This window comes from Bacillus sp. PK6-16 (genome assembly GCF_056530295.1).
Map to the genome: position 1 here is coordinate 3,671,325 of NZ_CP096511.1, position 25,127 is coordinate 3,696,451.

The window sequence follows — 25,127 nt, forward strand, 5'->3', positions numbered from 1 at the left end:
TATTATAAACCTTCTGGGTTTAAAATGAGGACCACTCGTCCATCACCGAGAATCGTCGCACCAGAGAAATAGTTAGAACTCTCTGCAAAGAAGTCACCTAATGACTTTAAGACTATTTCTCTTTGACCGATAATTGTGTTTACAATAAGTCCATAGCTGCGATGTGTATTACGAACAATTAACACAGGAACCATTTGACCATCATATGACGCAAACGCCTCATCTACTGTTTTTTCACCAAATACAGTACTTAAATGTTTCACTTCAATAATTTGATTACGATAATTTAACACATCTTTCCCTTGTAAGGATTGGATGTCTTCTCTCTTAATTCGAATTGCTTCAACGATATTTCCAAGAGGTAAAGCATAACGCTTATCATTCGTTTGAACAAGCATAGATTGAATAATAGACAACGTTAATGGAAGTTCAATTCTAAATGTACTTCCCTTTCCTTCCTCAGAATCAATAATTAAATGTCCACCTAAACTATGAATCGTATGTTTTACAACATCTAATCCGACACCGCGCCCAGAAAGATCTGATACAACTTCAGCTGTACTAAATCCTGGTTGGAAAATAAGATCAAACACTTCACGATCTGTTAATCTATTCGCATCTGCTTCAGTTACAACGCCATTTTTAATCGCTTTTTCTAATACTTTCCCTTTATTAATACCGTTTCCATCATCCGTAATTTGAATAACGACATGATTTCCACTATGAAAGGCTTCTAATTTAATCGTACCTGTCTCATTTTTACCTGCATCACGTCGTTTTTCAACAGTTTCAACACCGTGATCGATTGCATTTCGAATTAAATGAACGAGCGGATCACCGATTTCATCAATAACAATTTTATCTACTTCAGTATCTTCACCTGTAATTTGTAAATCGATTTTTTTCCCTAAATCTTTCGCTAACATACGTACCATACGCGGGAAACGATTGAACACAGTTTCAATCGGCACCATACGCATATTTAATAGTACATTTTGAATATCTTTTGAAATATCGCCTAATCGATTTAAATGTTCAATTAGCTCCTTGTTTTGAATCGTTTGAGCCAATTCATCAATGCGCCCACGTTCAATTACACTTTCTTCAAACATATTCATTAATCTTTCGATTTTCTCTAATTGAACACGAATTGAACGATTCTCCACTTTAGCATTTTTCGTTTTTGTAGTACTTTTAGCTGGCATAGCACTTGAAGGTTGATTCGTTGCCTCTATTGGTGATTCTACCTGCGTAGCCACAGCTGGTTGTAGCTTTTCTTCTACTTGCACAACTTCTTGTGTAACGACTTTTTTAGAAGCTACTTCCTTCGATATAGGTTCTCCTTGCTTTACTTCCACTTTCTCAATTTCAGAAACATGAAGTACTACTTGTTTCAATTCTTCTATACTACAATCCGTATCCATAAATACTGTAAATTCAAATCCGAAAGCATCTGCTTCAATTTCTTCAATACTCGGAGCTGTTTTTTGTATATTCCCTACATTTTGCAATGCTTCAATACACATAATGGCACGTACTGCTTTTAAAATCGCTTGCTGTTCAACTGTTATATGCACTTCATGCGAAACTGCATCATCGTTGTCTATATGATTTTGCTCTATATGTTCCGTAGGAGTTTCTACATTGCCGTTCAATAACGCTTCTAATTTCTGTTTAGTTGAGGCTACATCAATATTGCCCATTCCACCTTGTTGCACATCTGCAACCATCTTCTCCAAATTATCAATGCACTCAAAAATCACATCAATAATATCCGCATTTACAACTATATTTCCATGACGAATTTCATCTAACACATTTTCCATCTTATGCGTTAAATCAGCCATCTCCGTAAATTCCATACTCGCAGACATACCTTTGAATGTATGAGCGGAGCGGAATATTTCTCCCACAACATCCATATCAGCAGGATTTTGCTCTAACACTAGCACATTTTCATTTAGCGACTGTAAATGTTCTTCTGACTCTTCGAAAAATATATTTAATAGATCTGTTTGCATTTTTATCCCCTACCTGTCTAACAAACATTTCATTTATGTATAACAATTTAGTGTTTTACAATGAGAAAAAAGGGGGCCACACGTCGATCTGCTATCACTGTTTTGATTCCTTGTGGCACCCCTTCTATATTAACTATTTGCTACTTTTGTTAAAGCTTCAATTACACGATCGGCTTGGAATGGCTTTACAATAAAGTCTTTTGCCCCGCCCTTAATTGCATCTAATACCATACCTTGTTGTCCCATTGCAGAACAAATAACAACCTTTGCACTTGAATCAATTTTAATAATTTCTTTTAATGCTTCAAGCCCGTCCATTTCTGGCATAGTAATATCTAATGTTACAATATCAGGTTGAAGTTCTTTATACTTTTGAATCGCTTCTACCCCATTCTCTGCTTCGCCGATAACTTCAAAGTCAGCATTACTTTTTAATAAGTTTTTAATCATCGTTCGCATAAACATCGCATCGTCTACTACTAAAATTTTATGTGCCATTCTTTTTAATTCTCTCCTTCTATGTATAAATATATCTTAATATTTCACCTTATCATTCTCACTCATTATACAAAATAAAATGATAAAATTTAATATTTTTTTAAAAGAATTTTCGTATTTTTATTATTTTATTATTAAAATAATAATATACTACTCTTTTATATAAATAACAACGCGACGGTTTTTTTCCCAGTTTTGCGGTGAATCATTTGGTACAATTGGCTTTGTGTCTGCATATCCTACCGCAGCTAGCCTTTTATCATCCACATTATACACTTCAATTAAATGGTGAATCATATTTGCCGCTCGTGCTGAAGATAACTCCCAATTAGAAGGGAATTTCTCGTTATGAATAGGTCTACTATCTGTATGTCCCTCTACAACAATTGGGTTAGGTACGGATTGAAAAAATCCAACTAATTGACTTATTATCCCTTTCGCTTCGGGCTTAACGTTTGCATCGCCTGTATCAAATATTAAATTATCTACTATAACGACGCTTACCCCTGTATCCTCCCGATATACATTCACTTGACTAATACCGTTATTATCTACATACGCTTTTAACTTCTTATATAATTCATCCATTCTCTTTTTTGAGATCATTTTTTCATCATTTTTTTCATGTGAAATATCTGGTATTGTATTTTCCATTACTTTTGCATCTACTTGCCCCGTATCACTAAACTTTTCAAGCATCTTTGACAATTTTACTGCATCTTGCTTTGATGTAGCAACTAGTAATACAAAGAAAGTTAATAATAACATCGTTAAATCTGTAAAAGTCGTCATCCAACGAGGCGATCCCTTTTGCGGTCCTTTACTCATCATACCACTCCTTGAAATATTAGGCTGCTCCTTTTACCTTTTTTACCTTTGTTTCGTATACGTATGTATCCAGTTTCAACTTTAATTTAGAAGGGATTTGTCCACGATACAATTCTGAAATTGCTTCTATTACAAACTTCTTCTCTGTATATAAATCTTCAATACCACGATATACTTTTTCCGCAAGAGGGATTGCAATCATATTCGCAAGTACAGACCCATATAATGTCGTTAACATCGCAACTGCCATCCCTGTACCAATTTGCGATGTATCTTGTAAGTTTTGGAGCATAATGATAAGACCAATTAAAGTCCCTATCATGCCCCAAGCTGGAGCAAAATCACCAATTTTATCTAATAATGCTGCTCCTTTTCTTAACTCATACACTTCCGTTTCAATATCTTTCAATAACACTTCTTTTAATTCATCTTCATCGTAACCGCTTAACATTAATCGAATTCCTTTTTGAATAAAAGGATTATCCACTTGCTCTCCATCTACCTCTAAAGAAAGCAAGCCGTGCTTTTTAGACTTTTTCGAAAAATCGACAAACAAATCCGTTAACTGTTCTAAATCTTCTTCTCTTCTATGTAAAACAGTAAAAATGCTTTTCGTATATTTTTTTATTTCTCCAAATCGATATGCCACAACAATTGTCGCTGTTGTTCCCCCTATGACAATTAAAATAGATGAAACATCTAAAAAGTTTTTGAAAGCTTTTATTCCACCGCCGCCAAGCATAATTGCCGCTATCACTATAATGAAACCTACTATAATGCCCACTGGGCTAGAAATATCAAACTTCCTTTTTCTTCTTTGTGGTCTAGCTAATACTTGATTTTTCTCTCCCATATTTCTGCCCTTTCCTTTCCATTTTTATATAACATTTTTTTATTTTAATAATACGTTTTCACATATAACATGTATTATACGCTTATCATCTGTTTATCGCAATATACTCATGAAATTGACACATTTCATTTCTATATTAGAATTATGGTATGAATAAATGAGGAGGATCACGATGGAACACAACATTTTACAAGTCATTGCATTAGCAGAAAAACTAAAATATGAAATGCGACATAGCTGGCTTTCCAACGGACGTCAAGAAAGTGTTGCCGAACATACATGGCGTATGTCTCTAATGGCCATTTTAGTTGAACCTTATTTGGATCAAAAAGTAAATATTGAGAAATTACTTAAAATGGTTATTATTCACGACCTAGTCGAAGCCGAAGCTGGTGATATCCCTGCATTTGATACAATGAATAGTCATGAATTACAGCTACAAAAACAAAAAAATGAACTAGAAGCTATTTTAAATATTAAACAAACATTAACAGGTTCTCTCGGTGAGGAATTATATGACTTATGGATAGAGTTTGAAGCGAAAGAAACGTACGAAGCAAAAGTTGCTAATGCACTCGATAAACTTGAGGTAAAAATTCAGCATAACGAAGCTGATATTGATACGTGGCTACCAATTGAACATAAAATGACATTCCAAGTAGCAAAGCATACAAACTTTGATTCTTTCCTATCTAAATTACAAAAAATTATTGAACAAGATGGAGAAAAGAAGTTAATTGCTGCCGGCATTGATGTTGAGGCATGCAAGCAATAATGAAATAAGACACTCAACAAGAGTGTCTTATTTCATTATTGTTGATATAGCCTGCTTATAAATAAGCTGTTGTTTTCCATCCACTAAGATTAAAACTGTAAATTTATCTACTCCAACAACTTCTCCTATTATTCTAACACCACTCTTTAAGAAAATTGTAACTGTACCTTTTTCTTCTTTTATTTGTTTATACAATTCTTCCTGTAAATGTTCCAATTACTGTCCCCCCTTTCCGTGAAACATCTTAATATAAAAAACTATAAATTTTTTATTTATGCACTTTGTCTTTTACATTCATAAACTTATTAATTAGTATATCTAAATCTCGGCTAAATAACAAAACTTTATCATGATCCAATCCGTGTCTCGCAACAAGTTGAATTAACTCTTTCTTTTTGTTTTCTATTTTATTTTTTAATTGTCCCATCTCCATCTCTATACTAAAACTCCCTTTTCCCATAATATTACTTGTAAAATTATAGTACATATTCTCTCATAAAAAAATAAGAAAATGGTTTTTTTTACAATTTTTTATTTTTTATGCCTAAATTATGAATTACGTAAAGGTTTATTTACAAATCACTAACATGCAATCCTAATGAATCTACAGGCATTTGTCTAATTATAAATGAGACTGGCTCGTTTTCTATACAAAAAACATACTGTATATAGTAGTCCATGAACCATATAGATTAACTTACTAAAAAGGAGGAAAACATATGAGTTATGGTGGAAGTTGCGCTGGTTTCGGCGGTGGATTTGCTTTGCTTATCGTACTATTCATCCTTCTAATCATCATCGGATGTAGCTGTTGGGGTGGCGGCGGATACGGATATTAATATATCCTATCCTTGAAAAATGAACTAAAAACTATAGAAAAACAGCTCAAATATGAGCTGTTTTTTTTCATACTTTCGTATGAATTTATATCCCTCTTATTTGCGATTTCAACTAGCAACATATTGTTTACTATGGAATAAGAAACATTTTTCACTGATATAAAAGGTGGTTATACATACATATTACAAACAAAAATCATTTTAACATTAATTCTTGTCGGCATTTCATGGGGGATTATTGGAGGCGCTTATCAACTACTTCTAACGATCTATGCCGAAAAAATTTTCCATACGAACATTGGGATTTTATATACGGTTCAAGGGGCTGGGCTTATGATTGGAAGCCTTCTCGTTAATCTTTATATATCCCATAATAAAGAAAAAATGAAAAAAGTATTCGGTTGGGCCTACTTATTACAAGGAATTTTCTTTCTCGGATTCATTCTATCCGATCAACTTATTATCGGTATCATTACTTTATTCTGTATGCGTATAGCAGGAGGAATTATCGTTCCACTTGATACGACATTACTTCAAACTTACACACACGAAAATATGATAGGTAAAGTTTTTCATTCCATTATTCTATTTACGGATCTCTTATTCAGTTATCGATGTTTTTTACAGGAGGGCTGTTAGAAATTCTTTCTCCTCAAATGATTGGCTGTTTATTAGCTACATGCTGTATTTTTGTAAGTTTTATATGGCTGTTCTTGTTTTACCGCGGGGATCTCAGTGAATAATTTAATGATAATCAATACATTTTGATCCCACTCATTATTTGTTTCCTCATAATAAAATTGTTTAAAAATACAAGTCAGATTTTTTAGTTAAAGAGCCTTATATGGTAACACTATTTGAGAAAAAACTAGATATTTATGTTAAAATACAAATAAGTTTGTGAAATATTGCACTTAAATAATAGACTTTAACTAGTTAAACTTGATTAAATAGGAGGACTGTTTTGGGTATCACATTCATTTTCATATGTATTATATTAGTGGCTTCTATTTTGCAAGCAAGTACAGGTTTTGGCTTTTCCATAATGGCAACCCCTTTCTTACTTATGTTATTTCTACCACAAGAAGCTATACAAATAAATATTATTTTATCTTTAATTATCTCCATTTCACTCATTTGGAAAATAAGAATGGACGTTGATTTTGTTCTACTGAAAAGGTTTATTTTTGGAAGTATAGTTGGTGTTCCTTTTGGCATTTTAATTTTCATTTCCGTTAACATAAACACTTTTAAATTAGCAGTTAGCATCCTACTCTTACTATTAACATTGTTGCTAATATGCAACGTTAAGGTTAGAGCAACACAATCTAGAGATTTCATAGTTGGCGGATTATCTGGTCTTTTAACGACAAGTATCGGTATGCCAGGTCCTCCCCTGTTACTTTATTTTACAGGAACTAATACTGAAAAAGAGAAGTTAAGAGCAACTACATTAGCTTTTTATCTGTTTATATATTTCATTAGTCTAGTAACCCAAATACTCTTTACTGGCACAAACAAAACCATTTGGGAATCAAGTTTTTATGCCATTCCAATTGTATTTTTAGGTTTGTTTATAGGTCAAATTATTTTTAAATGGCTTAATCAACGAATTTTTAAAATATTTACGTATATTCTTTTGAGCTGCACAGGGGGTTATCTTCTTATTGAAAGTTTGAACTTGTTATAGAAGATGCTTTAGATTGCGCCATAACAGATATGTTCAAACAAAATTATTGCTGTATTTTCCGGCAGGGTATTCCATATCAAAACTTAAATAACTTTATTGACAGTTTACAATTAGCAATAATCTTTCTTTCATAAGATAAACATTTCAAATCAAATACTAAATAAAACGATAAAAAGCGGCTATTATGCCGCTTTTACTTACTATTGGCATTTCATTCTCATTTTCTATCACTTTTGTAAAAAATTATTAATTTTTATTTCTATGTATATGATAACAAACAAAATACCTAAGTTCAGAAAGAATAAACAACTTTCTGGGCTTAGGTATTAACAATCAAACTATTCACTTATACTAAAGTTTTATCACAAATCTCTGTTACATTTTTAAAATATTGCAGGTTCTCCTTCGCTTCACCTTCATTAAATAAATTGAGTTGCTTCATTATTTCAGTAGCAAATTCAACGTACGCAGACCCTACCGCTGTTATTATTTTTCCATCAACAGTTACATCTTTATTTTGTTTATATTCCCATTCATGTAAATGCGCTAAGTATTTTTCACCAGATGTTAATGATGTTGAGAATTTCTTCTTATTAAGCACTCCAGCCGCATGTAGTAAAGATGTTCCTGCACAAATATCCGCTATCCATTTATTTTGCTTATGTAATTCGTTCACGATAGATAACAATTGTTCATTTTCTAAATGATCAAAAATAAACTCGCTATATTCACTTCAAATTCTGCAAATCCCTCAAATAAAAAGATTAAAGCTTTTTTCATATTATCCCCCCCCTCTATACTTATTCGAAGACAATGACCTTTCTCCTCCAAAAAAGACAAACCTACATCACAGGTTTGCCTCTTTACTCACTTCTTATTTAATCCTTTTTCACTTAAGAACTCTTTCATATGCATTCTTTTTTCTTTAGACATAAACGAACTCATTGATTCCGTCCATGTTACGTTTTTCTTGTTTGATGATCTTTCTTTATAATACGCGATCATCGTTTCATCATATTCATTTAATAATTCATCATATTTCTTTTCATCATATCCATTTTCATGAAGGATTGCTGCTACTGGTAAACGTGGTTTCACTCCATGATCTTCATCTGGTACGCCGACTGTCATTCCGAATACAGGATATACTTTATCAGGTAAATGAAGCAGTTCACTCACTTCTCTCGGATTATTACGAATACCACCAATATAACAAATACCGTATCCTAACGATTCTGCTGCTAGTGCTAAGTTTTGCGCAAAAAGCGAAGCATCTACCGTCGCAACGATAAAGTCTTCTACTCCCTCATGCTTTATCTCTGTACTATGTTTTTCACATGCAATTTCAAGTCGTTTTAAATCTGCACAACAAACAAAAAATGCTGCACAGTCCTTCACATGACGATTTCCGGATAGCTCTGCTAGTTTAGCCTTTAATTCCTGATCTGTTACATATATAACAGAATACGCCTGTACAAAATGTGATGAAGCTGCATGTTGCGCAGCGTGCACCATCTTTTCTACTACATCTTTCGGAATTGATTCTTCTTTATATTTACGAACTGAAACATGTTGCTCCATCTTATGTATGATCTCATTCATGAAAATCACTCCTTTTTTCTCTTCATAATGAAAAATTAACATATCTTTTTCAATTTTCACAACTTATAAGCACAAAAAGAGCAATTCTTTTTGAATTACTCTTTTTTAAAACGTTTATCGATACGGTAAATGAAATTATACTTATCTTATTACGCCGTTTTCAAAACTTTAATACCTTTTACGATATTCCAAATGAAGTAGTAAATTCCTACAAGAATGAACACTGCATATGTGATAGCCATTCCAATTCCAGCACCGTCAGATTGATTGAAACCTAAACCGTACATGCCTGATACTGCTAGTCCTCCAAATAAGATTGCGTATGGGAAAACATGTGACCAAAATGCTTTTTTCGCGTGATACTTCACTTCATCTTCTGCAACAAAGTACACGATAATTGGTAGTAAAAATGGTGCAAAAAAGATACTAAAGTAACATAACGAAGATAAAATATTATTTCCTTTCATCCGATTCACCTCTAAATAGTTTTTGTTACCTTCATTATGTCAGGAATTCATTCTAGAAACTATCGCTTTACCTTTCACGAACGTGACATATTTGTAAGATTTCCCTCAAACTAAATCCCGCCTGAAGTTTCAGACGGGATCACTTTCACTATATTCGATTCATAAACCAATACTGTGTAATTGCTAAATATTCTCTTATATTCGATGGAATGATGATTGGTTTCGGTGTTTTTGCCGGAAGACCTTCTAATTGTAAACCTTGTTTGGCCGCTATTTTTTTCGCTCTAAACATGTGAAAATCGTTTGTTACGATCATACCTTTTTTCATATCGGCTGGAATTAACGGTTTTGAGAATGTAATATTCTCATCTGTACTCGTAGATTTGTCCTCCATTATAATGCGGTCTTCTGCGATATTTTGTTTTATTAGTCCTTGTTTCATTGCTAATGCTTCTGAAATGTCTTCGCCTTTTCCTTGTCCTCCAGATACGATAGCGATTGTTTTCTCATGTAATTTTAAATATTCAGCTGCTTTATCAATACGATATTGCAATGAATAAGATGGTTTCGTCCCATTTACTTTCGATCCTAGTACAATTATGTAATCAGCATCGTAGGTTGCATTCATATGCCCATGCTTATAAATGTGATATTGTAAAAACCCCGCATACACGGCGCAAATCATTATAACAACTAAAATGCCCTTCATTATTTTCTTCTTTCTCATATTCATATACTCCTATTTTCTTTTACTTCCTTCATGATAATATCCATTTATTTGTTTGTATACAGACAGATTCCAATAAACCCTAATTTATCCTCTGAAAGGTAATATTTATATTACTTTCGGGAATAGTAAGTACAACTTTACACGAAGGAGTGTCTCTATTGCTTCTCTTTTTATGTAACGTGTCGTTCTTTTTTATCTTATTTTTACTATCGCTTAAGTTACTCGGTAAATCCGCGTTAGCACAACTAACTCCTCATGATTTTGGGGCTATAATCTTTTTATCTTATTTAGCTTTCCAGGCCATACCCGTCTCTGGTGCTTTACAAGCATTTCTCGGTATGGTTGTTATCACATGTTTACATTTACTTCTTACAAAATTAAGCCTATTCAACAAACTAAATCGTTTTATTCTTGGACACCCTATCATTTTAATTAAACATGGTGATATTATTTTTGAGAACTTACAAAAAAGTAGATACCCCATTGCAGAACTACTTTCTAATCTTCGCGTTGCAGGATATCCAAGTGTTCATGAAATTGAATACGCTATTTTAGAAGCGAACGGCGCTATTAGTATTTTACCAAAAAGAGAACTTGTACCATTAACTCCAAAAGATTTAAACATAGAAGTTAAGTATGCTGGATTACCAATTGCACTTATCGTCGATTCACAAATTCAATACGATAACTTAAAGTTAATACATAAAGATGAAAAATGGTTATATAAAGAATTAAAAGAAAAAGGAATTACAAATATTAAAAACGTTGCCTTTGCTTCTGTTCAAGAAACAGATGGATCTTTTGCGATTAGTTTAAAGGAATAAAAAACCCCCTTAATTGCTTAAGGGGATTTTCTTCATCATATCGCTTCTTTCTCTCCTGCCATATTTAATGGCACAGGATGTTTCATGCGATTCATCGTAAATACGATAATTGCTGTCATTACTTCAGCAACTGGCATAACGAGCCAAATTCCATTTATACCAAATAATTTCGGCATAATCCATAACAATGGAATAATAAATAGTAATCCTCGGCTCATTATAATAAGTACTGATTTCTTCGTTTGTCGCACTGATTGGAAATACTCTCCATACACAATGTTATAACCTAAAAATACGTATTGGATAAAGAATAAGCTAATACCTGTTAAGGTTAACTCCAATAATTCTGGAGATTGAACATCAAATAAACCAATGATATATTTCCCGAAGAATAATCCGACAATTATCGCAATGCCTCCGAGGACAACTGCAATTTTCACAGCAAACTTCAATCCTTCACGAAGTCTCTCTGATAAATTTGCCCCATAATGGAAACTAGCAATTGGCTGTAATGCTGCTCCAACACCAAAGAATAATAGTAATGTCATTGCATGAATACTATTCACCATCGCATAGGAAGCTACTCCTACTTCTCCTGCATATTGGACGAATGCGATATTAAAACCAATCGTTACGATTGCAACCGTACTTTCTGCTGTAAAACTTGGGAAACCAATCACCATAATTTGTTTGACAGTATCCCATTCAAAATGGAATTTCGTCCACTTTAAAATACTACTTTTTCTAAAGAAATGAGTTAATAATACAAGGAAACCAATCGCTGCCGAAAGAATAGTCGCTGAAGCAGCACCTGTTACGCCCCATCCAAAGATAAAAATAAAGATATAGTCAAACACTATATTTAATACAGCTGTTACAACAAGACCAGCCATTGCTAAATTAGGATTTCCATCATTTCGTATGAATGTACTTAAAATATTTTCTAAAACGTATATCATTCCAAATGTTAATAATACGTGTAAATAGTCTAACGCATATGGTAGAATCACTTCATTTGCACCAAATAAGTATGCTAAATCTTCTATTCTCCATAAGCAAATCGCTGCTAAAATCCCTACGATAACAACTGCTACCGTCATGGATTGAGTAAAAATAGACCTTGCTCTTTCTCGTTTATTTTCGCCTAATGCAATGGAGTATAACGTTGCCCCGCCCATTCCGATCCATAATGAAATAGAGAAGAAAATCGAAAATGCTGGAATAGCCACGTTCACTCCTGCTAAACCGTTCGCCCCAACTCCTCTACTAATCATGACCGCGTCAATTACAATATTCACTGACATTAATACCATTCCAAGAACGGCTGGTATTAAATAAGAAATAAATAAGCTTTTTATCGGTTTTTCTCTTAATTTTTCTGTTGCTTCCATACTCTAATATGCTCCTTTTTTTCAACTCTCTTTTCTTAGTTTAAACCTTCAAGTAACTTGAAGGTCAAGAGAGAATTAAAAAACAGGTAACTGACTTATACTAATGAATGTAAATTTGTAATCAATTCAAAGGTTTTCATCTTATTTTTTTACTACAGGAATTTGAATTTCTGTTACTTGCTCCTCTGGATTTTCTGTTACAGACCAATCAATCAATCCAATCTCAATCGAATCTCCATGTACTTCGTAACCTTCTTTATCAATGTATGTAAGTAACTCCTTGTACGTTGCATCTGTTTCTTCATACGGTCCATGATGATAAGAGCAAGCATATAAACCTTCTTTAATTTCATCTGAAGTATGCACTTCATACGGCATATAATCCAAAAGAATAAATACACTGCTATATGCTTGAAACTCATTTTGCATTAATCCTTTTTTCGCAACAGTTACACCAATATCTCCAGAAAATAAACTATCATCCATTTGCCTCATATTTTTTTGTAACGAATGGATGTAGTACTCAAACATATCATCCGTCGTATTTGGAGCAACCGCAATTGCTGTAATTTTTCGCTGCGGAATCTCTTTAATTACCATTTGTTCAGCTTTTGCTTTTGTTGCTTTCTTAATTAAATGAATTCTGTGCTCCATTTTCGCCAAAGCATACTCAATTTCTCTTTGTTTCTTCAGCATCATCTCTTGTTGTTTTTCCAGTAAATTGAGTGCGTATGCTGGATTTCTTTCATCAATATATTTCTTAATTTCCTTTAACGGAATATTTAACTGGCGTAAAAATTTAATTGTATCTAACAGTGAAAATTGATCGATTGTATAATAACGATAATTCGTTTGAGGATCCACAATGGACGGATGAAAAATTCCTTTTTCATCATAATACCTTAATGTAGATTCTGCGATATTATGCATTTTCGCCATTTCTCCAATTGTAAAACGTTTATTTAATAACATCTTTTATTTCCTTCCATTTCTATTTATTTCATTATATGTTCATTTTCTCTTCAAAACAAAAAAGAATTCCCATACGAGAATTCTTTTTTACTATTAAACCTCTATTATTATAGGAAGAATCATCGGCTTTCGTTTTGTATTTGTATATATATACTTCCCTAATGCTTCTCTTACCTCCCTTTTCAAAATACCCCAGCTATTCACATTCTCTTTCTTTAAATTATTAATCGTAATAACAGCTAATTTATTTAATTCTCTTAGAAATTCTTCTGAATCACGGACATAGACAAATCCACGAGAAATAATATCTGGACCTGAAATTATTTCTCCATCCACTTTATTAAAAGTAATAACTATAACGAGCATTCCATCTTCTGAAAGTTGTTTACGATCACGTAATAATGCATTTCCAACATCTCCAATTCCTAATCCATCTACATATATATTTCCTGCCTGTATTCTTCTAGATTGAATTGCCACTTCATTACTTATATCTACAACATCTCCATTACGTACAATAAAGATATTTTCCTTTTCAATACCAATTGATTCTGCTAACAAACTATGGTGATGTAGCATTCTAAACTCTCCATGAATTGGAATAAAATATTTTGGCTTCATTAATGTAAGCATTAACTTCAACTCTTCTTGATATGCATGACCGGATACATGCACTCCAGTAGAACTACCTGATCCGTAAATCACCTTTGCTCCTAATGCAAATAAATTATCGATAATTCGAGAAACGTTACGTTCATTTCCTGGGATAGGGGTCGCGGCTATAATAACCGTATCTTCTGGTAAAATATCCACTTGTCTATAGTTTCCACTAGCTAAACGCGCTAAAGCTGCCATTGGTTCTCCTTGACTTCCTGTACAAAGTATTGCAACCTGCTTTGGATCTAAACGATTTACCTCATTTGCTTCAATCAACATACCTTCTGGAATATGTAAATAACCTTTCTCTAGAGCAACCTCTACTACATTTACCATACTTCTCCCTAGCAAAGCTAGTTTTCGATTTGTTTTTATACATGCTTCAACTATTTGCTGAACACGATTCACATTAGAAGCAAACGTAGAAATAATTACTTTTCTATTTGCTTTCATAAATATTTCCTCTATCCGTTCTCCTACTGACCTTTCTGATGGAGTAAAACCTGGGCGTTCTGCATTTGTGCTTTCAGATAATAAAGCTAGTACACCTTCACTTCCTATTTTAGCCATTTTATGAATATCAGGATGTTGATTATTTACTGGTGTTAAATCAAATTTAAAATCACCTGTATGTACTACAGTACCTTCTGGTGTATGAAAAACAATACCGAGACAATCCGGAATACTGTGGTTCGTTTTAAAAAAAGTTGCCTTAATAGAACCACAATCAATTTCTGATTCTGAATGAATAACGATTAATTCCGTATCATTTTGAAGATTGTGTTCCTTTAATTTAATTTCAATTAAACCTAACGTTAACTTTGTTGCATAGATTGGTACATTTAGTTGTTTTAAAAAATATGGTATTCCGCCAATATGGTCCTCATGCCCGTGCGTTACTATTAAACCGCGAATTTTTTCTTTATTTTCTTGCAAATATGTGACATCTGGAATTATTAAATCAATCCCTAATAAACTTTCATCTGGAAATTTAGATCCACAATCAATGACGACAATATCATTTTCATATTGGATAGCATACATATTTTTTCCTATTTCATTTACTCCACCTAAAGCAACAATAGACAAGTTATTTTTTAATGCCTTCAAATTATAAATCCTCCCTTTCACAGTTATAGTTCGTGAAATAGTATGTAGAATTTATTATTTGTAATGGAAAAGGACTTCATACTATTTTATACATATAAAATTCACACACTACTCTTACACCTATATCCCAATAAGACAGCTTCTTCCTCAAAAAGCTCCCATTTTTTCATTGATTTTTTATAAAATCTATTATATATTAATTACAGGTTCAAATTACGAGTTCAAAAGAACTTGTAATAAGACCCTTTTGTTTAATGGGTTTTACATATTTTCATTAGGCAAATTCCGAGAAATCGTATGATAAAATTAAAAATGACGAGGAGAGGATCAGATGGAATTCGAATTTTTCTTTCAAATTGCACTTATTTTATTAAGTACAAAGCTTGCTGGTGATCTTAGTGTTAGATTAGGTCAACCTTCTGTACTAGGTAAATTAATTGTCGGTATCGTTATCGGTCCAGCTGTATTAGGTTGGATTGAAAATTCAGAGCTTCTAACTCAATTAAGTAATGTCGGGGTTATTCTCTTAATGTTTATGGCTGGACTTGAAACAGACTTAGAAGAATTAAACGCAAATCGTAATTCTTCTTTAGCAGTTGCACTCGGAGGTATCATTCTTCCATTCGTAGGTGGTTACGTTTCCGGCCTTATTATGGGAATGGAACAAGGAAACGCTGTATTCTTAGGATTACTTTTATGTGCGACAAGTGTTAGTATTTCCGTTCAAACACTTCGCGATTTAGGAAAGATGAAAACACGTGAAAGTACAACTATGCTAGGCGCAGCTGTATTTGATGACATTCTTGTCGTTATTTTATTAGCATTTGCAATGAGCTTCTTAGGTACTGATGATGTTAACTTAACAATGGTTATCTTGAAGAAAGTAGTATTCTTCGCTTCTATTATTTTAATCGGATGGAAAGGTGTTCCTGCGATTATGCGCTGGTTATCACCACTGCGCGTATCTGAGTCTATCGTGAGCGCGGCCCTTATCATCTGTTTCTCATTCGCATATTTCGGCGAATTATTAGGAATTGCTGGTATTATCGGTGCTTTCGCTGCTGGTATTGCAATTTCTCAAACAAACTACAAACATGAAGTAGAAAAGAAAGTAGAACCAATTGCTTACGCTATGTTCGTTCCAGTATTCTTCGTTAGTATCGGTATGAATATTACATTTGACGGTATCGGCAATCAAATTTGGTTCATCTTAGCATTAACTGTTATCGCTGTATTAACGAAATTAATCGGCTGTGGATTCGGTGCACGAATGACTGGATTTGACGCTAAGTCTTCTGCAATTATCGGTGCTGGAATGGTTTCTCGTGGTGAAGTTGCACTTATCATTGCAGGAACAGGACTTTCTTCAGGTCTATTGGCACAAGATTACTTTACAGCAATCGTTATTGTCGTTATTTTAACTACAATGATTACACCACCAATGTTAAAATACACTTTTGGTGCAAAAGATAAAGCAATGAAAGCAAGTAAATAAGTTTACTATAATAAAAGGAGATTGCTATTTTATAAGATAGCAATCTCCTTTTTGTTTTATCTTTAAACAATCTCGTTCTTTTTTAACCATTTTTCAAAAATAGTTCGTGCTTCTTCATCATTGATATCATTACTAAATGAATACACCTTAATACCATAATCATCTATATATTCACCCAGTTTCATTTCCTCCACTTTCTTATAAAAATCGTCTGCCTCATAGTGCGGAAGATAAGCATCCCAAACTGGTTCATTTATTCTTTTGTACGCCGTCACTTCTAAATCATATCCGTCTTCATAATATCCGATGTGATAATGTTTGTTCGGATCATATTTATCCATTAAAAGTCCCCTCCTACTAAACAAAAGCGAGCCTTATATTAAAGCTCGCTCCTCTCTCTATTTATTAAATACGTTCCATCGCCGTCTTCAACGTTCCAACAACAAAGGCAATTTCTTCACTTGAAATAATAAGCGGCGGTGCTAATGTTAAGACGTTATTATACCCTACTGTTGTCATACCATTGCGTCCTATAATTAAGCCCTTTTCTTTACAAGCATTTACAACACTTGCAATTTTGTCGTTATCAATTGGCTCTTTCGTCTCTTTATCATTTACTAATTCAATTCCAACTAATAGGCCTTTTCCTCTAATATTCCCAACAAGCGGATGTTCCCCAATTTCATCTTTTAGTTGCTCTAATAAAAGGGAACCCATTTGCGCAGATCGCTCGATTAAATTTTCATTTTCCATAATCTCTAAGTTTTTAAGTGCTAATGCACAAGCTGCTGGATTTCCACCAAATGTATTAATATGGCGGAAGAATTCATATTCTCCTTTACCTTTAAAAGCCTCATATATTTCTTTTTTCACAGCTGTTGCAGATAATGGTAAATATGCGCTCGTAATGCCCTTTGCCATTGTAATAATATCTGGCTTCACATCATAATTCATAAACCCAAATGCTTTTCCTGTACGACCGAAACCGCAAATTACTTCATCACTAATAAGCAAGGCACCGTGTTTTTGACACGTCTCATGAACAGCTTTCATATAGTCTTGTGGTGGCATTAATATGCCCCCGCCTGTAATAATTGGTTCCATAATAAAAGCGGCAATTGTTTCACTTAATTCCCACGTCATAACACGATCGACTTCTTTCACACATTCTACATCATAAATATGCTGCCCTTCAATCCCAGGCATACGGTAACAATCCGGTGGTGTTACGTGTAAAAAACCTGAAGCAAACGGTTCATATTGATATCTACGCTGCGCTTGTCCCGTCGCTGCCATTGTCGCCATTGTATTCCCATGATACCCACGATAACGTGACATAAATTTATAACGATGTGGTTCACCTTTTTGAGCATAGTATTGTCTTGCTATTTTAAAAGCTGTTTCGTTCGCTTCTGAACCACTATTTGAGAAGAAAATAACATACTCTCCCCCAAGCCACTCATTTAACTTTTCAGCAAGCTTTATAGCTGGCTCATGGGATTGTGACATTGGAAAGTATGATAATGTTTGTAATTGCTTATAAGCCGCTTCTGCGAGCTCCTTTCTTCCATATCCACTATTGACACACCAAAGGCCACTCATACCATCTAAATATCTTTTTCCTTGTATATCTTCAACCCAGCACCCTTCAGCTTTTGCCCCTACCATTGTACTATTTGGACTAAAGGGACGCATTCCGTGCCAAACATATTGCTCATCTTTTGCTAATAATTCATCAGTTTGCTTCGTTTTCATCATTACTTCCACCTTCCATAACAACTTATTTTTCACAAAAGCTGCGCTGGTGCCATGATGACTTAAATTTCTCCCTACTATATTTTCATTCCACAAAATTAAGACAAATCCTACTTACAACTCAGTAATATTTACAAGAAAATGACAAAAGAAAAAAGAGCTTTTCTTATCTATCGAAAAGCTCCTCTTTTATTTAATGTGAAGACGCATCGCTAATACCGTGACCAGTATTAGATTTTACGAGAATTTCATCAAATTTCGCTGCATCTTCTTTCTTACTAGATAAAACAGTTCCTAAATATGCTGCAAGAAATCCGAGCGGAATTGAAATAATTCCTGGTGTCGTATATGGAAATATCGCTTCCCCAACAAAAATAGCTTTTCCAGCTACAGGGTTCCAAACATTCGGACTCAACGCTACGAGAACAATAGCTGATACGAGACCCACAATCATACCAGAAATAGCACCCGTTGTATTAAAACGCTTCCAATATATTGTAAATAAAATCACTGGTAGATTTGCACTCGCTGCAACTGCAAATGCTAATGATACTAAAAATGCTACGTTTAATGTTTGGGCAAATAATGCAAGTATGATAGATAGTATCGCTACTCCAATAGATGCATAACGAGCCATAGATACTTGCTCTTTTTCCGTTGATTTCCCTCTGCGAATGATTTCATTATAAAAATCATGAGCGAATGCTGATGCTGCTGTTAATACAAGACCTGCCACTACAGCCAAAATCGTTGCAAAAGCAATTGCTGATACGAAAGCAAATAAGAAGTCTCCACCTAACGCTTTGGCTAATAAAGGTGCCGCCATATTACCAGCTGGGTTCGCTTTAATAATCGCTGCATTTCCTACAAACGCTGCCGCACCAAATCCTAAGAAAATCGTCATAATATAAAATGCACCAATTAACCACGTCGCATATACGACAGATTGACGTGCAGTTTTTGCATCACGTACTGTAAAAAAGCGGACAAGTATATGTGGTAATCCAGCTGTACCAAGTACTAGTCCTAAATTTAAAGACAGTGTATCAAGACCATCCTTATACTTTACACCTGGATTTAAAAATGAATCTTTTAAAGGGGTAGCTGTTTTCATTTGAGCGAACATTTCAGTCACGCTGAAGTTGAATTTTGCGAAAACGATAACAGAAATAATAAACGTACCAGCCATAAGTAATACAGCCTTTACAATTTGTACCCAGCTCGTTGCTGTCATACCACCAAAAATAACATACACCGTCATAAGTGTTCCAACGATTAATACAGATGTCGTATATTCAATCCCTAATAATAACTTAATAAGTGCACCCGCGCCAACTAATTGTGCAATCATATAAAAGATAGAAATCGTCATCGTATTAAGAGCTGCAACTCCGCGAACTTTTTTCGCGTCAAAGCGTGCTGCAATCATATCCGCCAAAGTGTACTTTCCTAAATTTCTAAGTGGTTCTGCAACAAGATATAGTACAACTAAATAAGCAACTAAAAAACCGATACTATAAAAGAATCCATCAAACCCAGTTAATGCGATTGCTCCGGCTATACCGAGAAATGAAGCAGCAGACATGTAATCTCCAGCAATGGCCAGACCATTTTGCCAACCAGTTAATCCCCCTCCAGCCGTATAAAATTCACTCGCATTTTTCGTTTTTTTCGATGCAAAATAGGTTATGACGAGCGTACCAAGAACAATAATTAAAAATAGTGCAAATGCAGTAGTATTCAAGTTCAGCCCCTCCCTTTTTGCATATCTTGCAGAATTTTCCGGGAGATTTCATCAAATGATTCTGCTTTTTTGCTATAAATCATACATAGTGCCCATGTCATGATAAATTGGGAAAAAGCAAATACCCACGCCCATGTAACGTCTCCAAATGCAGGTGTATTAAGTACCTTTGAATACGATGTTAAAATAGGTAATGCGATAAAAAAACTAAAAAAGAAAATACTCATTGGAATGATAAACTTCTTTTTCGTATTTAATAACAATTGAAATTCTTCCGACTGAACGACCTCTGTATAATTCACCTCATTTTGCAACTTACGTGCTGACGTATCGTCTCGTTTCATTAACCGATCCCCTCTCTTACTTGAAATACACTTCCCCCTTGCATACCTAAAGACTAAATTTTATAAATATTCAGAAACTTACATTCATTTTAGACAATCCATGCATTCATGCAAAGATTTTTTGATAGACATTTTTCGGCAATTTCCCCTAAATTTTTAATATACTTTTTCAAAATAAAGTGACACTTTACTTATTTATCCTCATTAAGACAAAAGCAGTGCTTAACGCACTACTTTTGTCTTTTTTTCCTTTTCTAAATTACGAGCCGTTTCGCTTAGCTCAACATCTTTTCCGTCTTTCAGTGTTCCAAATATAAAATCGAATACTGGATTTGAAACACCAAACCAAAACTTTTCATTTTTATAATGGTGTAATATATGTTGTTTTTTTAGCCATCTTCCAAACTTAGTGACGGGACGAATCGGTCTATGAGCAATATAATGTTTCCATTCGTAAACGAGCAGCATAATAATCATTCCGATTCCAAATGAAAGTGTAATAGTAACACTTTTTGTAATACCATATGCTATAAGTAAATATATAGTAAAACTAGGTATACTAAACCATACAGGTAAAAACAAAAGTTTTAAATCATCTGGATATACGTGGTGATCATAATGCAATCTTCTTAACATTTTTAATAGAAATGTGTTTTTAGGTGGCTTTATATGGAATAAAAAACGATGTGTCATATATTCATTAAGTGTATAGAAAACAATCCCAAACATACATGCTAACATGCCAAACCACGTAAAAAATTGCATTTTTAAAATAATAATGAAAATAAATAGAATGCTATACATAATAACAATATCATGTTGTAAAAAGAACTCTTTCCCCACTTTCTTCATCTTGTTTCCCCCTTTTCCCAAAAAACAGCCGCAACATATCGTTACGACTATTTCTTTTCTATTCTTATTCTATTCACTTTACAAATTTGCCTGCTGTTCTATTGTCGAGAAAAAATTGTTTGGTCCAAATATATTTTGCTTCGGAATAATATGTTCCACTGCAAACACTGTTACTTCTCCTCTTTGCACTTCTCCAATAATGAGCCCAAATATTTCATGATTTACTGCAAACGTCGGTTGCTTTGTTTGTAACAATCTTGCGGCATTATGAAATACCGCTTCATATAGTGGATTTCTATCAGTAATTTCTTTTCGGATTTTTGGCGCTAACGTAATTATAATTTCTTTTCCGTCAATAGTGGTTCGATACATAAAAATCTCCCCTTCAATCTTATGTGAACAACTGTAAAGCTTTGTATGCAAAATGTATAGAGTAACCTACTAAAATAATACCTGCTCCGGCTGTTATGTAGCCAAGCGCTTTTGGTTTTAATAAAGTTCTTCCAAAATGTACAGAAAAAGCAATATTTAAATTCCATAAAATAATACCAACAATAATGCAAAGACTGTACAAAAAAGCTTCTTGTTTCGTTACCTTCGTAAGTAATGAGCTAAGTGTACTTCCATATATACCAAACCAAAAAACAAGATTTAATGGATTGGATATCGCAATTAAAAATCCTGCCATAAACGATTGCTTAAGGCCACCTACCTCTTCTTTTTTATATTCCATATTCGAGTCGAAAATTCCTTGTTTTACACTTTGAAATCCTAAATAAAATAACAAGAAAAAACCCGTGCAATACATGAGGGCTTGTACATATGTATACATAAACACAGAAGATAAACCGAAATAAATGAGAAGCATAAATAAAACATCTGCAGTCATTCCACCAATTCCAACAACCCAAGCGTGCCAAAACCCACGTTCAATTCCTCGTTTTAACATTTCAATATTAATCGGCCCTACTGGCGCAGCTAATGATATACCTAATACGATTTGCTGTATAATTGCTCCAAACATCGCTCTATCCTTTCTACTCTCTTTACTACTAGTTAATGATGTAATTTGAAAAAATAGACTAGCTTTCATAATAAAATACCCTTTTTTATCCAAAATATACAAAAGAGCCATCTAGGTGATGGCTCTTACTTTTCTATCCTATGAAGAAAAGGACATTTCCCTTTTATTGGCTCTACATCGTCTCCTATGAAATATTGTTTCCATTCACGATGCTCTGGGTCACCATAATGACTAATGTTAGGATGTTTCGACAATTGATCCCACTTTTCAACTCGCTCACGGACCATTTGTCTTGAATATGCTCCTTTAGGACGATCTCCCTCTAATCCATCAAAAATAGTGCGTGGCTGAAACCCAATAACGAGAGAATTCCCTAAATGTCTAGTTTTTCGTTGTTTATAAGCTGGCGCATTTCCAAATGCGAATATTGGCTCACCACCAAATGAAAATTCCCATAAATAATGGTCTGGATCTTCAGGAATTTGCTTTGGCCATGCTTGATTATCGTTTTCATGTAAATACTGTAACACTTTCCAAAAGGAATCACGGTAATATTCGAGTGGCTGTTCTTCACATTCCGGTTCTACAAAAAGGAAAAAGCCCCTTCTTACAATCGGCCTCTCTTTCATTAACTCTAAAAAAGATAACATTGTATGTGGCAAATGACTCCAATCATTATGAGAAAGAAATGAATAACGAAGTTCATTCTTTTTCAAAGCTGTTAAACCGAAATAACATGGAAAAGTTGGTTCTAACACAACATTTGAAAAAATCTCAAATTCTTTTGCAACCCAATCCGGTATGTCGGTTCTCGTTCTCATTCCTTCATTATCTAATAAGTAAGACTTATTCATTCTTTCACCTCATTATGTATAGCATTCAATTAAGAATATTACATACTCGGCCTGTCCTATACCTATTTAAAAATTTGACTGAAAAATTATTTAAAAATACAAAAAAATAAAATCGCTTACTTGACTAAATTCTCCCAATTCGTGTATATTTAAATTAATCATTTAGCAGAATATTCAAGAATATAGCATTTTTAGTTTATATTATTTTTTAAAATGAATTTCACTAAATGAAAATAGTAAACGCTTTTAGGAGGAATTGTAACATGCAAGGAAAAGTAAAATGGTTTAACAACGAAAAAGGTTTTGGATTTATCGAAATGGAAGGCGCTGACGATGTATTCGTACATTTCTCTGCTATTCAAGGCGACGGCTACAAAGCTTTAGAAGAAGGTCAAGAAGTATCTTTCGACATTACTGAAGGTAACCGCGGACCTCAAGCTGCTAACGTAGTAAAACTTTAATCCAACATATAACAGGAGGTTACCTTACTTGGTAACCTCCTTTGTTATTCCTTTGTATATTTCCGTTTTACAGAGCAAAAACTATGTGAAATGCGCACTATACAAAGGAGGAATTATTAATGGGATCAGAAGTAAATGATTTTGAAGAAGTGAAATTCCGTGTAGAAACAGCACAAAAAATGGTAGGATCAGCAACAATTTCAATGGATCCAGATACATTAGAGCATGCTACTACTGCTGTAGAAGCAGCTCGCTCTCAGCTTGAAATTATGAAATCTGTTGCGACTGATTTAGATGAACCATTTTTAATGAATGAGGAAAAGAAATTAAATAAATGTGAGCATCAACTAAACGAAGCAAGACACTAAAAAACATCCAGAGAATTTTCTCTGGATGTTTTTCATGACAACTGGTCCCCATACTTTTTCAATGTTTCTCCAACTGTACATTGCCTTATACAAAATGAATGAGCGTAATACTTACTATTTGTCTTTCGATTATGTTCTCGCAAAAAACAGCCTTCACAATACGTTTCTAATAAGTCATTTACCTCTGTAATGAGTTGCTTTTTATCCACCTTTGCACCTCTCTATTCAGTTATTTCTTTATGACTATCAATAACTGTTCCTTCCAATGCTTGCGTAGCTAATTGATGTGCTTCTTTATTTTGTTTTCTAGATATCGGCTCACATATAAGTTTTAATTTCATTTGCTTCGCCTTTTGTTCAATTTGATCTAAATAATGATTTAAATGTTCATCATAACAAGGCCATTCTCCGGCTAATTGCTGCAGTACCACTTGTGAGTCTCCGCGAAGTGTAACTGCTTCATACTTAATCCCTAGTTCCTCGAGTATATTCATACCGTATAATAATGATGCATATTCCGCTTCATTATTATCATATATACCTTCTATATATGCATTGCGGCGAATGCGGTAGTTTGTATTTCCTTTTTTATAATACACACATATACCAACGCCAGCTTCTTTCGTTTGCACATCATACCCACCATCAAAATAAACGAGTATTTCTTGGGGCTCTTCCTCTACTTGCTTACTTAACTTTTTCATCTCTTTTAATGACCATTCTGCGTCCATTTCATCATAAAATGAAAATTCTTTTACTCTTCCTGTTTTCTCAAAATCCTCTGCAAATTGAAGTACTTCTTCTATGCTCATATACTCTGTTGTTAATTCCGTCTGCAACCCGCGCTTCGTTTTATACAACCAATGAATTTTATATTTCATACTACATTCCCCTTATATAAGACTTCTTATATGTAGCCAGCTAATGAAAGCCTCACTTTATTTTATTATATTTTATCTAGAGTCACAGCATA

General features: G+C 33.8%; 29 protein-coding genes and 2 pseudogenes. 8 read left to right on the forward strand and 23 right to left on the reverse strand.

Going from position 1 to position 25,127, the window contains the following annotated elements; translation table 11 throughout:
• Nucleotides 1-2 precede the first annotated feature (2 nt).
• The 4 genes from M1D66_RS18730 to M1D66_RS18745 form a co-directional block, all read right to left on the reverse strand.
• Nucleotides 3-2,021, reverse strand: a complete 2,019-nt coding sequence (locus M1D66_RS18730) for a chemotaxis protein CheA (protein WP_001192608.1) — start codon at nt 2,019-2,021, stop codon at nt 3-5.
• A gap of 129 nt (nt 2,022-2,150) precedes the next feature.
• Nucleotides 2,151-2,519 (reverse strand): response regulator, encoded by a 369-nt coding sequence (locus tag M1D66_RS18735; RefSeq protein ID WP_000940565.1) that lies wholly within the window; start codon nt 2,517-2,519, stop codon nt 2,151-2,153.
• A gap of 150 nt (nt 2,520-2,669) precedes the next feature.
• Nucleotides 2,670-3,347 carry an OmpA family protein gene (locus M1D66_RS18740; RefSeq protein WP_000033627.1) on the reverse strand — a complete coding sequence of 226 codons (678 nt, stop codon included), beginning with the start codon at nt 3,345-3,347 and terminating at the stop codon, nt 2,670-2,672.
• A 19-nt stretch (nt 3,348-3,366) separates the two neighbouring features.
• Nucleotides 3,367-4,200, reverse strand: a complete 834-nt coding sequence (locus tag M1D66_RS18745) for a flagellar motor protein MotP (RefSeq protein WP_000504191.1) — start codon at nt 4,198-4,200, stop codon at nt 3,367-3,369.
• A 172-nt stretch (nt 4,201-4,372) separates the two neighbouring features.
• On the opposite strand from M1D66_RS18745, the gene M1D66_RS18750 reads away from it, so the two are divergent.
• A complete protein-coding gene (locus M1D66_RS18750) occupies nt 4,373-4,975 on the forward strand; it encodes an HD domain-containing protein (protein ID WP_000400766.1) in 603 nt (200 codons plus the stop codon).
• A gap of 27 nt (nt 4,976-5,002) precedes the next feature.
• Here M1D66_RS18750 and hfq read toward each other — a convergent pair whose 3' ends face one another.
• Entirely contained in the window at nt 5,003-5,191 is a 189-nt protein-coding gene (gene hfq, locus M1D66_RS18755; RefSeq protein ID WP_000400664.1) for an RNA chaperone Hfq, read from the reverse strand.
• 52 nt (nt 5,192-5,243) lie between these two features.
• The gene (locus M1D66_RS18760) at nt 5,244-5,462 is read right to left on the reverse strand and encodes an aspartyl-phosphate phosphatase Spo0E family protein (RefSeq protein ID WP_000291689.1); all 219 of its coding nucleotides are present in this window, start codon (nt 5,460-5,462) and stop codon (nt 5,244-5,246) included.
• A gap of 232 nt (nt 5,463-5,694) precedes the next feature.
• Between M1D66_RS18760 and M1D66_RS18765 the strand changes: the two genes are divergently transcribed.
• The 3 genes and pseudogenes from M1D66_RS18765 to M1D66_RS18775 all read left to right on the forward strand — a co-directional run bounded on the left by M1D66_RS18765 (nt 5,695) and on the right by M1D66_RS18775 (nt 7,504).
• Nucleotides 5,695-5,814 (forward strand): YjcZ family sporulation protein, encoded by a 120-nt coding sequence (locus M1D66_RS18765; protein ID WP_000120179.1) that lies wholly within the window; start codon nt 5,695-5,697, stop codon nt 5,812-5,814.
• A gap of 141 nt (nt 5,815-5,955) precedes the next feature.
• Nucleotides 5,956-6,557, forward strand: a pseudogene (locus M1D66_RS18770) (MFS transporter); the annotation flags it as partial.
• A 221-nt stretch (nt 6,558-6,778) separates the two neighbouring features.
• Nucleotides 6,779-7,504 carry a sulfite exporter TauE/SafE family protein gene (locus M1D66_RS18775; protein WP_479831908.1) on the forward strand — a complete coding sequence of 242 codons (726 nt, stop codon included), beginning with the start codon at nt 6,779-6,781 and terminating at the stop codon, nt 7,502-7,504.
• 346 nt (nt 7,505-7,850) lie between these two features.
• Here M1D66_RS18775 and M1D66_RS18780 read toward each other — a convergent pair.
• The 4 genes and pseudogenes from M1D66_RS18780 to M1D66_RS18795 form a co-directional block, all read right to left on the reverse strand.
• Nucleotides 7,851-8,284 (reverse strand): annotated as a pseudogene (locus M1D66_RS18780) (DJ-1/PfpI family protein).
• 87 nt (nt 8,285-8,371) lie between these two features.
• Nucleotides 8,372-9,106 carry an oxygen-insensitive NADPH nitroreductase gene (gene nfsA, locus M1D66_RS18785; protein ID WP_001002390.1) on the reverse strand — a complete coding sequence of 245 codons (735 nt, stop codon included), beginning with the start codon at nt 9,104-9,106 and terminating at the stop codon, nt 8,372-8,374.
• Nucleotides 9,107-9,255: 149 nt separating this feature from the next.
• Complete coding sequence (locus M1D66_RS18790) at nt 9,256-9,573, reverse strand: magnetosome magnetite crystal formation protein family (RefSeq protein WP_000678055.1); 318 nt, start codon at nt 9,571-9,573, stop codon at nt 9,256-9,258.
• Between the two features lie 148 nt (nt 9,574-9,721).
• Nucleotides 9,722-10,300, reverse strand: coding sequence for a YdcF family protein (locus tag M1D66_RS18795; RefSeq protein ID WP_242554693.1), 579 nt, complete (start codon nt 10,298-10,300; stop codon nt 9,722-9,724).
• A gap of 161 nt (nt 10,301-10,461) precedes the next feature.
• Between M1D66_RS18795 and M1D66_RS18800 the strand changes: the two genes are divergently transcribed.
• The gene (locus M1D66_RS18800; RefSeq protein ID WP_000923924.1) at nt 10,462-11,127 is read left to right on the forward strand and encodes a DUF421 domain-containing protein; all 666 of its coding nucleotides are present in this window, start codon (nt 10,462-10,464) and stop codon (nt 11,125-11,127) included.
• A 35-nt stretch (nt 11,128-11,162) separates the two neighbouring features.
• On the opposite strand, the gene M1D66_RS18805 is transcribed toward M1D66_RS18800, so the two are convergent.
• The 3 genes from M1D66_RS18805 to M1D66_RS18815 form a co-directional block, all read right to left on the reverse strand.
• Nucleotides 11,163-12,518 (reverse strand): MATE family efflux transporter, encoded by a 1,356-nt coding sequence (locus M1D66_RS18805; protein ID WP_000388389.1) that lies wholly within the window; start codon nt 12,516-12,518, stop codon nt 11,163-11,165.
• A 141-nt stretch (nt 12,519-12,659) separates the two neighbouring features.
• Entirely contained in the window at nt 12,660-13,490 is an 831-nt protein-coding gene (locus M1D66_RS18810) for a MerR family transcriptional regulator (protein ID WP_000925935.1), read from the reverse strand.
• 93 nt (nt 13,491-13,583) lie between these two features.
• Nucleotides 13,584-15,257, reverse strand: coding sequence for a ribonuclease J (locus M1D66_RS18815; RefSeq protein ID WP_000645618.1), 1,674 nt, complete (start codon nt 15,255-15,257; stop codon nt 13,584-13,586).
• A gap of 331 nt (nt 15,258-15,588) precedes the next feature.
• Between M1D66_RS18815 and M1D66_RS18820 the strand changes: the two genes are divergently transcribed.
• Entirely contained in the window at nt 15,589-16,752 is a 1,164-nt protein-coding gene (locus tag M1D66_RS18820) for a cation:proton antiporter (protein WP_000393889.1), read from the forward strand.
• Between the two features lie 62 nt (nt 16,753-16,814).
• Here M1D66_RS18820 and M1D66_RS18825 read toward each other — a convergent pair whose 3' ends face one another.
• From M1D66_RS18825 to M1D66_RS18860, 8 genes are all read right to left on the reverse strand, one after another.
• On the reverse strand, nt 16,815-17,093 hold the full coding sequence (locus tag M1D66_RS18825; RefSeq protein ID WP_000362149.1) for a DUF3986 family protein: 279 nt from the start codon (nt 17,091-17,093) through the stop codon (nt 16,815-16,817).
• A gap of 64 nt (nt 17,094-17,157) precedes the next feature.
• Nucleotides 17,158-18,507, reverse strand: coding sequence for an aspartate aminotransferase family protein (locus M1D66_RS18830; RefSeq protein WP_000850966.1), 1,350 nt, complete (start codon nt 18,505-18,507; stop codon nt 17,158-17,160).
• Nucleotides 18,508-18,700: 193 nt separating this feature from the next.
• Nucleotides 18,701-20,251 carry a solute symporter family protein gene (locus M1D66_RS18835; protein WP_153595207.1) on the reverse strand — a complete coding sequence of 517 codons (1,551 nt, stop codon included), beginning with the start codon at nt 20,249-20,251 and terminating at the stop codon, nt 18,701-18,703.
• Between the two features lie 2 nt (nt 20,252-20,253).
• The gene (locus M1D66_RS18840) at nt 20,254-20,595 is read right to left on the reverse strand and encodes a DUF485 domain-containing protein (RefSeq protein WP_000817366.1); all 342 of its coding nucleotides are present in this window, start codon (nt 20,593-20,595) and stop codon (nt 20,254-20,256) included.
• A gap of 222 nt (nt 20,596-20,817) precedes the next feature.
• Nucleotides 20,818-21,447, reverse strand: a complete 630-nt coding sequence (locus M1D66_RS18845) for a sterol desaturase family protein (protein WP_000755397.1) — start codon at nt 21,445-21,447, stop codon at nt 20,818-20,820.
• Between the two features lie 78 nt (nt 21,448-21,525).
• Nucleotides 21,526-21,819, reverse strand: a complete 294-nt coding sequence (locus M1D66_RS18850) for a hypothetical protein (RefSeq protein WP_000286361.1) — start codon at nt 21,817-21,819, stop codon at nt 21,526-21,528.
• Between the two features lie 19 nt (nt 21,820-21,838).
• Complete coding sequence (locus tag M1D66_RS18855; RefSeq protein WP_140335645.1) at nt 21,839-22,582, reverse strand: LysE family transporter; 744 nt, start codon at nt 22,580-22,582, stop codon at nt 21,839-21,841.
• Nucleotides 22,583-22,596: 14 nt separating this feature from the next.
• Nucleotides 22,597-23,325, reverse strand: a complete 729-nt coding sequence (locus M1D66_RS18860; protein ID WP_242554694.1) for a YqcI/YcgG family protein — start codon at nt 23,323-23,325, stop codon at nt 22,597-22,599.
• Between the two features lie 263 nt (nt 23,326-23,588).
• Here M1D66_RS18860 and cspB point away from each other — a divergent pair, with 263 nt between their 5' ends.
• Together cspB and M1D66_RS18870 are read left to right on the forward strand one after the other, a co-directional pair.
• The gene (gene cspB / locus M1D66_RS18865; protein WP_001161731.1) at nt 23,589-23,786 is read left to right on the forward strand and encodes a cold shock-like protein CspB; all 198 of its coding nucleotides are present in this window, start codon (nt 23,589-23,591) and stop codon (nt 23,784-23,786) included.
• Nucleotides 23,787-23,905: 119 nt separating this feature from the next.
• The gene (locus tag M1D66_RS18870) at nt 23,906-24,154 is read left to right on the forward strand and encodes a DUF2564 family protein (RefSeq protein WP_000534392.1); all 249 of its coding nucleotides are present in this window, start codon (nt 23,906-23,908) and stop codon (nt 24,152-24,154) included.
• Between the two features lie 32 nt (nt 24,155-24,186).
• On the opposite strand, the gene M1D66_RS18875 is transcribed toward M1D66_RS18870, so the two are convergent.
• Together M1D66_RS18875 and M1D66_RS18880 are read right to left on the reverse strand one after the other, a co-directional pair.
• Entirely contained in the window at nt 24,187-24,363 is a 177-nt protein-coding gene (locus tag M1D66_RS18875) for a zinc-finger domain-containing protein (RefSeq protein ID WP_002023738.1), read from the reverse strand.
• A gap of 12 nt (nt 24,364-24,375) precedes the next feature.
• Nucleotides 24,376-25,035 (reverse strand): ribonuclease H family protein, encoded by a 660-nt coding sequence (locus M1D66_RS18880; protein ID WP_000875557.1) that lies wholly within the window; start codon nt 25,033-25,035, stop codon nt 24,376-24,378.
• Nucleotides 25,036-25,127 lie beyond the last annotated feature (92 nt).